Below are 13,527 nucleotides of genomic sequence, written 5' to 3' on the forward strand. Positions count from 1 at the left end.
TCCGCAGCGCCAGTCTTTAAGCCTTCTCAGTGCGCAAAAATATAACATACCTCAAACCACTAAGCATTATCTAAATATCGCTGTTGGGATAGCGCTCACTTGCTTAACGGTACAGGCACAGGCTGCTAATAAGGCTCAGACTTATAATGAGTTGCCATTACCAGAAGCGGCGTTTGAATATGAAGAGTATGAGCTGTCACAGGGTGCTGATGAGCCGTCCATAACTGCGAATACCGCTGCTCAAACTCGTAAAGTAGTAAGTAAAGAGTTTGTTGCCCAACAAGCAACGTTATTTTTTGAGTGTGCGCAAGTACAGACTAGTACCGCCCGTTTGGCCTGCTTTGATAAGGTTGCAGAACAAGGCAAGACGCCAAGTTATGTCACAAGCAAACAGCCAGTAGATTTGGCAAAGACTTTTCAAAGTACTATTTCGGGTAATCCACAAGTAGTACTGGCAGAAGAAACGAGCACAATTACTGGCAAGGGTACTTCAAATAGCACTGTGAATAGTGTAGGGGCGAATCAGCCAGCTGCGACTGAAAATTTAGATACCGTTGGACTGACGCAAAGAGAAGCAGAAGTATTAGAAAATGTCGGCGTGACTCAAGCGGATATTGAAAAATACACGCCGCTAAGCTTAGCCTATGATCTTGATAAAAACAGTGAACGTGGAAAGTGGACAGTCAGACCTTATCGACCGACCTATGTCATGCCATTGTTTTATACCTTTGATCCCAATTTAAATCCAAGTACGCCATCGCAGGACCCCAAGCCTTTTACTTCTAATGAAACTCGTAATACGGATCTAAAGTTTCAGTTGTCTTTAAAGACCAAAGTTGCAGAAGACTTGTTTGATACCAATGCTGACTTGTGGTTTGGTTATACCCAAGAGTCGCATTGGCAGGTCTATAATGAAGATAACTCACGACCATTTCGCGCCACCGATTATCAGCCTGAAATATTTTTGACACAGCCTGTGACAGCAAATTTGCCTTTTGGTGGACGACTACGCATGTTGGGAGCAGGTGCTATTCACCACTCAAATGGTCAAGATGATCCATTATCACGCTCATGGAACCGTGCTTATCTAATGGCAGGGGCAGAGTGGGGCAAGTTATCAGTCATACCGCGACTATGGGCGCGAGTCAATAACGAAAGTAGTGACAGTGATGACAATCCAGATATCGAAGATTACATGGGCTATGGCGATATCAAGTTCTTATATGACTTACCTAAGCAGCAAAGCCTGAGTGGTACTTTGCGCTACAATCCAGGCACCAATAAAGGCGCAGCGCAAATTGACTATACTTATCCATTAACGGAAAACGTCAATGGCTTTGTGCAGCTGTTTCAAGGCTATGGCGAATCCATCGTCGATTATAACCATGAAAACACCTCGATTGGTTTTGGTATCGTACTTAATGACTGGAAAGGTTTCTAATATCAGCGCGCATGTCGACAGTAAGTTATGCGCCGCGTAGGCTTAGCGCCTTACCAAGCCGGACTATGGCTGGCAGAGTATGTAGACATACGCTGCCAGTTATGCCATGTTTATCGCAGTACGCCACAATCGCAGCACTTACAGAATCCCTCCCTATCAAATGCTAGTAGTTTAGTAATTGCTGACACTACACTGCGCTCCTTAACAAGCAATTATTCGTCTTTTGCCAATATATGCCAGCAACTGAGTAGCCGTTTTGGTAGCGGACTGCTATGTCCCAGCTGCCATAACAGTATTGCGTGGTTGCCCAAGCCATTTGAAGTCGATATCGCTGCCGGTACAACGCTAACGATTCAAGCAGCGACCTACTATGACTATCCGATGCGCCAAGCTATTAGAGCCTTTAAGCATCATGAAGATATGACCAAGTTGCCATTGTTGCTGCATGCGATACGCCAACTACCACGTCCTCATGGCTGCCATTATAACAATAGTGTGATTGTTGCTATGCCAACGACTAATCAGCGTCTCATCAAACGTGGATTTGATCCTGTCAGTATTTTGACCGCGCAACTATCTAAGCATTGGCAGATTCCTTTGTGGCAAGGTGTCGAGCGTATTGACGACACTGTCAGTCAGCAAGGACTCACACGTGCAGAGCGCTTAAGTAATTTAAACAATGCCTTTGCTCTAATCGAAAAGCCGCCCGTTAAGCGCTTGCTATTATTCGATGACGTTGCCACTACAGGTGCTAGTCTGCAAGCATTAGGGCGTGCACTTTCGCTCTCTTCTGAAACAGTAATGACGACCAACCCTCAAACCTATAATAAATATCATCTTTCTGCCTATGCTTTGGCGCATGGTAGCCAGTCATAGCTCCTCATGTTGTTTACGCTCAATTACTATTATGTTGCGAATATGTTACCTTAACGTTATATTATCCAATAATTAGACGTCTTACATCTATGTATGTTGCAAACGTTAAGTAGTTTTTTCTGTAAACAGGTCAAAGATAAGGATTTAAGCTGGATAGCTAATACACTTTATGGAACAAAAATTGCATATTTATTGTTGAATATATAAAAAATACTGGGTGACTGCTCATTTAAATATTAGGTGCTCATTGCTAATGTGAATCTAGCTCTAGTTAGAAACGCTGGCAGTTATAAATAGGGGTTTGATGTGAACGCATCTGCGAACAATCTACCAGAGAAATTACGAATGACCAGTTCAGGATTTACCCTGATTGAGATGATGGTAACGATTGTCGTGCTTGCCATTATTGTGAGTATCGCTGCCCCTAGTATGAGCAACCAGCTTGCCAATCAGCGAGTGAAGTCAACAACGGCTACACTTGCAAATGCGTTAAAAGAAGCTAAGGCTGAAAGCATTATTCGTCGCCAAAATGTAACTTTGAGCTATAACAATACTAGTAATCCTAGAGTCATCACTATCACTAGTTCAGATACAAGTGTAATTGCCAACTATAGCTATACTGCCCAAAATACCATTAGACCTTTACTAAGTACGACTACCGTTATTTTTGAGCCTAGCAAACGCGTTACTGAGGTGCGTACTTTTACTATTTGCGATAATAATCTTAACGCGACATCGAGACAGATCGTAGTCAATAAAGTAGCTAAAATAACCAGCCAAACGGGAGGAACATGTACATGAATAAATTGAGCTCCCAACGCGGTGTCGGTCTGATCGAAGTAATGGTCGCGCTATTGTTACTAATGGTGGCAGTCCTAGGTTATAGTGCACTTCAAGGAAACGCTATCAAGATTACCGATGAATCGCTCGAGCGTTCTCAGTCATTAGTAATGATGCGCAATATAGCAGAAAAAATCCATGCCAACCCTTCTGCTATCGAAAAGTATGCTGATGAGCTCAAGGCGGCATATACCAATACTGCACCTAGTAATAAATGTGGTTTAGACGGGGTGATAGTAACTGTGTTATGTACACCAGAGCAGCTTGCAGAAGCTGAAAGCTATAAGTTAAAAGCTGAATTGCAGAACTATGACTTTCAGGTCCAGATGCACCCTTGCCCTAATACCGGCGGTATAGGCTCTGGTGCGTCTAGCAGTATTATGTATTCTTATTGTTTGATAGCGGCATGGGGTGATACTACGCCTACTATTGGTACAGACAGCGATGCAGATTGTTTAACTGAACGAGTGGTCAATGATGAAGACGTAGTAGAACAAGCTGGTGGTAGCTACCACTCTAAAGCCACGTGTATGATGATGGAGATATGATATGAAGCCAGAAAAATTCTCCAATGAATATCATTATGTTATGGGTGCAAGAGGCTTCACGTTAGTAGAGCTTATGATTACTCTAGTATTAGGCCTTCTTATTTCTGCTGCTGCTTTACAGATTTTTTATACCAGCTCAGTTAATAGCCGTCGTCAAGAAGCAAGCTCACAAATCCAAGACAACTCTATTTTTGGCTTTTCTCAGATACAACAGCATCTAAGACGTACTAACTATGGGGCCAAGCCGACGAGTGCTCATGATGAATACTTTATGAATCATCTAACACCCCAGGGTGGTGTGGTACTCACCGCACCAGATGCACCAGATGGTACTGCGAATAAATGGTTAGAGGGTAACTTATCTGGTTTAGTTTTATCAAGTGATGCTATTTCAAAAGACTTGTTATCAAGCAGTGAATCCACTAATAGCATTAGCAACTTAGCTGGTATCGCAAATAGTGATCAGCTAACTATTCAATATCAATCTGCTCAAGAAGGTATGTTTGATTGTGAAGGCGCTACTATACCGAAAGATTTTTATGTGATTGAGCGTTATTTTGTTCGTATGGATAATACGATGACTCCTGCTACTCCCGGCTTAGCCTGTGCATCGGCAATTTATAGTTATGATGAGACTAATGCTGGTAGTGCAACCGGTATCGATATAGCGAGTTATACCGCACCCGCCACACCTGCTATACCTGCCACACCTACTGCACCTACTGTACCAGCAGTACCAGCTACTGTGAAAAGCAATAATCTAGCCGATGTCGGTACAATCATTATATCTAACGTCGATTATTTCAGAGTCATGTTAGGGGTATCATCGAGTACAGGCTTTGCAACTTTTCCTGATAGATCCCGGATGGCTTATATGCCTATTCCTGCCAGTGGCAGTCTTGAATTAAACCAGCGTATCGTTAGCTTGCAAATAGGTGTACTAGCGCGTTCAGATAACCCAACAGTGACTTCACAAGCCAATAGTGACTTGAGGTTTACGATACTTGATAAAGCAGAGGTCGCACTGAATGGAGCGGCTACAGCGGGACCAACCTATTTACGTAGTGTCTATGAAAGTACGGTGTTATTACGCAATGCAAGAGGAGGACTATGATGAAACAGTCTTTTGTAAGTAATCCTAAAATGTCTACGACTCTGCATAATCAGTCCGGCGCAGTACTGATTGTTGTGCTATTAACACTAGTACTTATTATGATTGTAGGAGCGATTGCAGTTAGGCAAAGCACAACAGATTTAAAGGTCGCGACTGCAGACCAAGTAAATAAGTTGCTATTTCAAGCAAATGATGCAGCTTTAATGAAAGTGGAAAAGGAAGATCGTATTTTGAGTGAGCGCCGAGGTGACGTTGATACACTTAAAGGTTATATGTCGGGTACAGAGCGAGAAGGACGTGCAGTCAGCTTTTGTGTTAGACCACGTAGTAGCAAGTTGTTCAGTATTCTTGAAATTAGTGAGGTTACTAAAGACAATGCTTTAGTGGCTGATAGAAATAACGGCTATTGCAACCCGAGTGATAGCAGTGACTATGTAAGTGAAGGTCGTGTGATTACGCAAATGACGTTTGTAAGGCCTATCGCTACGGACGACGAAGGTGTATTTAATAGGGAAGTAGAGGGCACATTATCTAACGACTTTGAAAAGCCTGAAACAGGCGGTAATGTTACGATTGAATGTACGACATTTACAGGCTACGTGACGTCGGTCATACCTGCACTATCAAATGCGTCACTGGGTAATGCTACTAGTAATGGTACTACGTCTGTGGCAGGTTGCCTTAAACAGCCGCGCACAGGTGATAATACAGTTATTACAGTAGATAAATGTTTGACTGCGTTGGGAGTTCCATTTCAAACCCAGCAACAGACGTATCTAAATCAGCCTGTCGGCGTTACATGCATTTCTTGAAGCTGACAAAAATTATATATTTAAATGATTGGCCGTCACAGACTAGATGAAGGTTGTGGTTTTTCTACAAAAAATCAAAATTATATGGGTGGTTATTATGAAAATCCTAGATAGCAGAACAAAAAATGCATCCCATCCTGTCATGAAGGGCTGGTCTTTAAAACTATTATCAACTGTCGTCTTAGGCTGTATGGCAAGCAGTGCCGGTCATACTTCTGATTTAGAAATATATCAGGGCGCAACCTATGGTAACGCCTCCATCATGATGATGTTAGATAACTCTGGGAGTATGAATTACAATAGTATTAGTAAAGACTATCCGAGTGCTACTTTCCGAAGTGGTCTTTTTAATGAAAAGATAAAAGAAGATATTTATAGTGATGATGGTAGCAGAGTCGTTGACTCTGTTCAGTATCAAGTAGATTTTTATCGTAGCTACTATGATTATAATGTTAAATATTATGATCGTATGTCGCGTTTAAAAATGGCGCTCGTTCCTATGTTTGCTAATCCAAAAAGTGATAACGCATTTGGTAGAGATGTAGATATTAGTAAATATAAAATTGGTTTAGGAACTTTCTTTCTTAAGCAGTTTGCTGAAGGTGGCGGTGAAATTCAAGAGCCAGTAAAAGAGCTAACACTAGCTAATAGAAAAAAGCTTATTAATAGAGTAATCGCTTTAAAATCAGAAACTAATACGCCAACAGCCCATGCTTATGCAGAAGCAGGTGCCTATATGCTAGGTACGCGCACTTATAAACTAGAGAATGAAGCAAGATATATAGAAGCCGGATATTATGTCAAGGATGGTAGTAAATACGATTTGTATGAGTGCAAGGGAACCAGTTCAAATTTAAATACGGCTGCTGGTTTTAAGCGCTACGAATGTAACCAAGGATATAATAGACGCCAAAATAATGTCAAATATAATGAATTAAATCCTAGTTATTATTTAGGAATAGGGAGTTCTGATTATACCTATGTTGTAAGTAATGGAGGATATTACTATAAAAAAGTCACAAAAGATTGGACAGATTATAGTTACAGCGGTTTTGATCTTTCGGCAGATAATACTAAAAAACAACCAAATGGTTCAACTTACCAATCACCCATACCTGACGAGGCAACACAATGTGACGGTTATGGTGTTTACTTTTTAACAGATGGTGAGCCTAATAACACCTTTAATCAGCAAGATACTCGAGATCTGATGAATACCAGTTTAGAGACAGGGTCTGTATTGATGAGCAGAACTTGCAGCTCTGGTCTGACATCTAGAGGTAGCTTATTTGAAAATAATACCTCTAATGGTAAACCCGCTTGGGAATGTATTGGTGAGTATGCCAAAGCGCTATATAGTAAAGACAACCCTAAAGAGACTATTATTGCAACCGCAACAGTAGGTTTTGGGAGTGTGTTTAAAGAGCTTATAGGGCAAGGAAAGGTAACTAAAGCTATTACTCGGCCTAGCGGTGCTGTAGAAACGGCACAAGTTTATCAATGTGATCATAGAAATGTTTCTAGCCAAGATGCGAAGAACGTATGTAAACTTGGTGAAAAAGGCGAAGGCTATGGGGAAGGCGGGTTTTATTATACTGAAGAGTCAGTAGATATTGCTAATAGCGTTCGCAAATTCATTGAAGATGTCAGTAAGGCTGAAATTGATCCAATATCAGCAGGTACCATGTCGGTACCGCTTGATAGCTTGGGCGGACTAAAGTCACGTCAATTTGCTTATTTACCGATACTTGAGCCTATTCCTAAGTCACCACTGTTATGGAACGGTAATCTAAAAAAATATAAGGTTCAAAACAATACTCTAAAAGGTAGTGATGGCAAATTCGTATTTTCTGATAACACAGGACTATTTGCAAAAAACACTCATGATTTGTGGAATACTCTCGATGGTACCCGTCCTGATGCCCAAAGACCTGATAGAGGTGAACCGCAAGTCGGTGGCGCCTATCAACAAGTATTTGAAAACGCGTCAGGCAATACTATTGGTGATAGAAATTTATTTGTCGATAGTGGTGGTAGTTTAATCAATCTTAAAGTCAGTTCAGATAATAAGCCCGTGAACTTCGATACGTTGATGGAGACGGAGGAAAGTAATAAGAAGAAGCGGGCATTACTTCACTTTATGGGATACAGCGAACCTGAAACCACGACAGTGAAAGACGGTGTGAAAATAAGTGCAACAAAGAATAAGTGGTTAAAAAATATCGGTGGAGTCTTACATTCTATACCTCAGTTGATCACTCAGAAAGTGAATGTTGATGCTTCGGGGCAGTTTGATCAGAGTAGCCGAAAGGACTATATCATCTATGGTTCTATGGACGGTGCGCTACATATGTTAGATGACAGCACGGGTAAAGAGACTTTTACTTTTATACCCAAACAAATCCTAGATTTACAGCCTGATGCGCTGACAAGTAACGGTACTGCCAAAGATGGTAGCTATCCTTATGGTGTAGATGCCCCGTGGTTGACTTATGTTTCATACACGACCAAGTCGACTACTACAGATGAGGGTGAAGCAGCAACTACAACCAATACTTATGAGTCTGACCAAAGCTTTGCTTTAGGTGGTCTGCGTATGGGCGGTTCGATGTATTATGCGTTGGACGTTTCAGATGTTAATGCACCCAAAATTATTTATGGTGTGGGTTCTAACTATGCCAATCGTCAAAAAGGTGATACCACTACTTTAGGTGGTACCATAAATAATGCTACCAGCACGGCAACTATAGGAAGTCCTGAGCAAAAAGCCTTTGCAAAAATGGGTCAATCATGGGGCAAGCCGACACTTGGTTACGTAAAAAGTGATGGTAAAAAGGTCATGGTTAGCTTTTTACCGGGTGGCTATGATACGTGCTATGAAGACCCGAAATTTAAATTAAATACTAGCTATCCAACAGATACCCAATGTGATAATAAACCATCGGCACAAGGCAACGCCGTATATATGGTACAAATGGGTGAAGTCGAAACCCAGTCTAATAAAGAAGAGAAGGTGAATACTGCTAAAAATAATGGTAAATTATTATGGTGGGCAAATAATCAAGGGAGTGGAGACGGTAGTACTTCTCGTTCTACTTCATTACAATACTCCAAGTCAGCAGATCTAAAGCACAGCGTGGTTACTCAAATCAGAGCTTTAGATCGTAACTACGACGGTCTGATAGATCATATCTACTTTGCTGACTTAGGTGGTCAAGTTTGGCGCGTCGATATTAACAACAATAATGAGACTAATAGCTTTAAAGTAGATCGCGTGGTAAAAGTACTAGACGTCAGCGATCAAGCTGATACTGGTGATGCGCCGCCACGTTTTTATGAGCGTCCACTGATTACTTTCTATAATGGTAAAAACTCATATAAAGATGCTAGTGGTAATAGTGGTAGTTATAACGGTGTGCAAACAATGATAACGGTTGGTACAGGAGACCGTAGTAACCCAGTGACGGCAGAAAGAAGTAAGCCTGATGCGCTGTACAGTGTTATGGATAAAGATTTGGCGCGTGAGGATCTGTTTTATTACAGAGCAACGGGAACAGCACCCGTAATAAGCCTACGTACACCAGTTATTAAAGTTCCTGGACTGATTACTGATAGTAATAAACTTCAAGAGCTAAAATTTGCCAACGCAGATATAGGCGCAAACGGCATTAAGAAAAGAATGCAGGGTAATGTTATTCAAGGTTGGTACATGCCGTTTACCAAATGGTTAGGGAATGGAGCTGCAGTAGGTGGTAAATACAAAATCAAGATGTTTAATGAGCCAGATGCCATTGCTGGCGTACTGATATCTTCTTCTTTTAACCCTGATGAAGGGCAAGAAATCAAGGCATGTAGTGCTGGGGTAAGAGGCTCAACCCAACGTGAGCGTACTTGTCTACCTTATGGTGCCTGCCTTGATGCTTCAGGTAATGATGTATTAACAGCGCGCTCAACCTTTAATGCGGGCTCAGGTATCGTAGATAATATTATTACTCAATATAATGATACTAATATTTTTGGCAGCCTTGTAAATCGCTGCGAAGGCGATGATTGTCAACCTAAATTAATTTGTCCAAATGGTAATTGCCAGCCTGTTCCTCCTACCTGTACAGGTCCTGACTGCGGAGTTAATAGTGGTATTAACGTTGATAAGCGCCTCAATCCTTTAAGTTGGATGGAACACTGATATGTCAGCTAAAGCGAATAACTGTTCCACTCGGCAGTTGGGTTTTACTCTAATAGAGCTGATGGTTGTTGTGATGATTATTGGTATTTTGGCTGCCATCGCTGTACCAAGCTATCGATCTTATATTATTCGTAACTCAGAAGCGGACGCACAGCGTAAGATGTTAATGCTGTCTAATGAGTTGGAGCAGTGGCGAGCCAAAGCTTTAACTTATAAAGGCTTTGTGCCGAAGGCAGACACTATTGCTCCAAGCACAGGGGCTATTAATTTACCTGCTAATAATCCACGCTATATTATTAAACTTGGGCATATTGCCGGCAGTCCTGCAGCATTCAGCACTTTACACCAAGGTAGCGAGAGAGCAATGGGCTGGGTCATGATGGCGACACCCGTTAATCTAACAGGGGCGGACAGCTTTATGATCAACAGCCAAGGATTGCGCTGTGCAAACAATGTCAGCTTTAATATTACTGATGCCAATTGTGGAACAGGGGAGACAACTTGGTGACAATATCATCTAAACAGTGTCCTACAGAAAAGACTTATCAATCAAGATTACGTCCAAGCCAACTGGGATTTACGCTGATAGAGCTTATGATAGTGGTTGCTATATTAGGTATATTAGCCGCTATTGCTTATCCTAGTTATCAAGGATATGTCGAGCGCACCAACCGTGCAGATATGATGGCTGAGATGCAACAAATTGCCAGTCGTATCGAGTCTAATAAACTAAATTATAAACGCTATGACAGAATACCGTTATCTTCTGTGTTGTCAGGTACGGTAGCTACTAATGGTAGTGTTAACTTTCCTGTTACAGGTAATGCGCTTTATACAGTTATAGTAGGGACAGGAACATGGGGAGAGGCAGACTGGACGACGAGTACTGATACATTAGGAGGGCGTGATTGGACGATTAGAGCAACTCCAGTTGCAGGTCAGCGTATGGCAAATGATGTCAATCTCACCTTAGATAATCAAGGCGAAAAATGCCGAATCATAAACGCTGTTGAAACATGCGGTATGGATAATGAGTGGCAATAAATAGTGCCTACACTACTAATTGACAAAAAACGTCAGCTTAGCTTACTATTTACTTTCAAAAATGACATAAATTGACAATATTTAGTAGGGTAAGCGTAACATTTAGCATCAGCTATTATGAAGTTATCGCACAGTTACGCAGAAATATTGAGACTAATGAGACATTTAGCGAAAACACACATTACAAATGCAGGTTTTGGCATGCTATATGCAATATTTATAACAAGAGAAACATATTATATCCCTAGAGATAAAATGCACTAATAGCCACTTATCTTTATATACCCCAAAGGAGTTCTTATGAACACTGCTCAAAAAGGTTTTACATTAATCGAACTAATGATCGTTGTTGCTATTATCGGTATTTTGGCTGCAATCGCTATCCCAGCTTATCAGAACTATACTCAGCGTTCAGGAGAGCGTGCCTGTTTGGCTGAAGCTAAATCATGGATTAATACAGTTGTTGTAGATCTACAAGATCCAGAAGGATCAAGTGAAATAGCTGTAGCTAGCTTCAATAAGAGTGCATGTAAGTCTGTTACTCCAGACACAATTAAAATAGATACTGCTTCAGTTGAGTTTACGCCTAAAACTGGTGATAAAAAGACTACTTGTAACGTTGCTGGTGGCGGTACATGTGCAGTTGACGACTAACTTTAAATTACTATATGATTTTTTATAAGCTGAAAAAAGCCGACATTGTCGGCTTTTTATGTATTTATCTACTATGGGTTCTAAGTTATGCAGTTGAATACGCTATCTATTAATCAAGGGCAACCCGAACTTATAGTCAAATTATTAATTACTTTATTGCTAACGTTACCCTTTTTGCTACCTTGGTATTATCCTCCATACATAAATTTTTATATGGACATAACAGTAGGGATGTTGAGTGCGCTATTCGCTGTTTATTTACTGTTCAATATCAATAGTTTAAAGCCATCTATTATAACTATTTGTCTTTTGGCGTTTGCGCTATATTTGCCCCTACAGAACTTATTACTACAGTCTCCTTATTTAGGAAGCTCTTTTTATACTTCTGGTTTTTTCATAATAATAGCGCTATTGCTTACGGCTATTCTTAGTGTTCCGAGATCTTACTTTACAATTATTACTTCTAGCGTGTTATGGGGTATCGCCATACTAGCTAGTATTCAACTAGTTTTGTATGTAATCCAGTTAGGGATTACAGATCCAGCATTAAAAGACAAGCTAGGTTGGATATTATTTTCGGGTAATGGTGGTCAAGTCGGTCAACGAAATAATTTTAGTCATATCATTATGTGGGGGCTTATCGCAAGTATCACTTTGGAGCGTATGGGTAAGCTATCTTCCATAAAAATGTGGATACTGATCTTATGCTATTCCCTCGCTATGGCACATGCAGCCTCTCGGACTGTTGTATTGTATATAATAGGATTATCCGCTATGGCGGGTTATCAGCTACTTATAGCACAAGAAAAAAACACTAAAATATTCTCTCGTAATGTACTCATCGCACTTGTCATCGCATTATTTGCTCAATTTACTTTCCCATTTATATCTTCAGATATCAGCAGTGGGACGGATAGACTTCTGGGAGATAGTGAGTACTTATCACGTTGGCTTGAGTGGCAAAAGGCTTGGCTAGCGTTTTTAGATATGCCATTATTAGGTCACGGATGGGGTACGTATGGTTTTCAATCATTTTGGTATCATGACCAAGTAGCTACTATGGGAGTGCCTCGAGCCAATAATTACTTTTCTCACTGCCACAATATATTATTACAATTATTGGCAGAAGTAGGGTTGCTAGGTACATTACTGCTTGTTTTACCAGTATTATACATATTATTAAAAGCATTCTTTAGATATACATCAGATGTAGTAACATTTGGTCTGTTGATGATATGTTCCATTAGTTTACTCCATAGCATGGTAGAGCTACCTTTATGGCATAGTAATTTTCTTGTTGTATTCTTTATTGTATTCTTTTTGATAGTTAGACGAGTGACTATTGATGACTATAAGAAAGAGCAAAAGTCTGTTGGAAGTAATATTAAATCAGTCAAGAAGAAAAGTAACTTGATAAAAATTGGTATCATTTACACTGCTTTGAGTATGCTGCTCTTAGTAATCATATTAGTTGATCATGAAAGACAGGTCGGCAAAATTTTTGCACTAGGAGGTGATATACATAATGCCCAAAGTATGGCTATAGGCGAACAAGGTAGGTATATTCCTTTTTATTATAAATACGCTGATAAGCTAGATACATCCAAAGTAAATCCTGATATCGAAAGTAAGGAGGAAATGCTAAGGTCTGATAAACTAATCACTAATAACATGCAAGTATTTCCATATTACACACACACGACGGCTCATGTAATTTACTTGCAAAGGATGGGTAAGGCTGATGAAGCTCGATTATGGCTAGATAAAACGGCCCTTTATTATCCTCGAGTATTACCTGGGTTGATACGTCTTACTCAGAAGTATTCAGACGAGCTAGGATACCTACAGCAACATACAATAGAGTTATGTGATAAAGCAGTTGCTTCCGCAATGTATGGCCTACAGTCTGAACACTGCCTAATACCAGTCATTGATGATTAATAATATTCTGCGCTCAGTAAGTGTCTTAGTTTATTATATAACAATTATTAGGGAAGGGTTGCTAAGTAGTT

General features: G+C 40.4%; 11 protein-coding genes. All 11 read left to right on the top strand.

Features of this window, described 5'->3' with window-relative positions; all coding sequences use genetic code 11:
* A partial coding sequence (locus tag CAN34_RS05885) for a phospholipase A (RefSeq protein ID WP_368039468.1) occupies positions 1–1,441 on the top strand: 1,441 nt, incomplete at its 5' end.
* A 27-nt stretch (positions 1,442–1,468) separates the two neighbouring features.
* The gene (locus tag CAN34_RS05890; RefSeq protein ID WP_089554858.1) at positions 1,469–2,317 is read left to right on the top strand and encodes a ComF family protein; all 849 of its coding nucleotides are present in this window, start codon (positions 1,469–1,471) and stop codon (positions 2,315–2,317) included.
* Between the two features lie 306 nt (positions 2,318–2,623).
* Positions 2,624–3,118, top strand: a complete 495-nt coding sequence (locus CAN34_RS05895; RefSeq protein WP_254423109.1) for a GspH/FimT family pseudopilin — start codon at positions 2,624–2,626, stop codon at positions 3,116–3,118.
* Positions 3,115–3,705 (top strand): type IV pilus modification protein PilV, encoded by a 591-nt coding sequence (pilV, locus tag CAN34_RS05900; RefSeq protein ID WP_165767619.1) that lies wholly within the window; start codon positions 3,115–3,117, stop codon positions 3,703–3,705. Before CAN34_RS05895 ends, pilV begins: the two co-directional genes overlap by 4 nt.
* 1 nt (position 3,706) lies before the next feature.
* Positions 3,707–4,819 carry a PilW family protein gene (locus CAN34_RS05905; RefSeq protein WP_089554861.1) on the top strand — a complete coding sequence of 371 codons (1,113 nt, stop codon included), beginning with the start codon at positions 3,707–3,709 and terminating at the stop codon, positions 4,817–4,819.
* Positions 4,816–5,631 carry a PilX N-terminal domain-containing pilus assembly protein gene (locus tag CAN34_RS05910; protein ID WP_123891905.1) on the top strand — a complete coding sequence of 272 codons (816 nt, stop codon included), beginning with the start codon at positions 4,816–4,818 and terminating at the stop codon, positions 5,629–5,631. The genes CAN34_RS05905 and CAN34_RS05910 overlap by 4 nt, the downstream gene beginning before the upstream one ends.
* A gap of 97 nt (positions 5,632–5,728) precedes the next feature.
* Positions 5,729–9,817, top strand: coding sequence for a hypothetical protein (locus tag CAN34_RS05915; protein WP_123891906.1), 4,089 nt, complete (start codon positions 5,729–5,731; stop codon positions 9,815–9,817).
* A 1-nt stretch (position 9,818) separates the two neighbouring features.
* Positions 9,819–10,325, top strand: coding sequence for a type IV pilin protein (locus tag CAN34_RS05920; RefSeq protein ID WP_089554864.1), 507 nt, complete (start codon positions 9,819–9,821; stop codon positions 10,323–10,325).
* Positions 10,322–10,861, top strand: a complete 540-nt coding sequence (locus CAN34_RS05925) for a type IV pilin protein (RefSeq protein ID WP_302476513.1) — start codon at positions 10,322–10,324, stop codon at positions 10,859–10,861. The genes CAN34_RS05920 and CAN34_RS05925 overlap by 4 nt, the downstream gene beginning before the upstream one ends.
* 300 nt (positions 10,862–11,161) lie before the next feature.
* Positions 11,162–11,515 carry a prepilin-type N-terminal cleavage/methylation domain-containing protein gene (locus tag CAN34_RS14610; protein WP_089554866.1) on the top strand — a complete coding sequence of 118 codons (354 nt, stop codon included), beginning with the start codon at positions 11,162–11,164 and terminating at the stop codon, positions 11,513–11,515.
* An 87-nt stretch (positions 11,516–11,602) separates the two neighbouring features.
* Positions 11,603–13,456 (top strand): O-antigen ligase, encoded by a 1,854-nt coding sequence (locus CAN34_RS05935; RefSeq protein WP_089554867.1) that lies wholly within the window; start codon positions 11,603–11,605, stop codon positions 13,454–13,456.
* Positions 13,457–13,527: the final 71 nt, after the last annotated feature.

The organism is Psychrobacter sp. DAB_AL32B (assembly GCF_002224105.1).
Taxonomy (GTDB): Bacteria; Pseudomonadota; Gammaproteobacteria; order Pseudomonadales; family Moraxellaceae; genus Psychrobacter.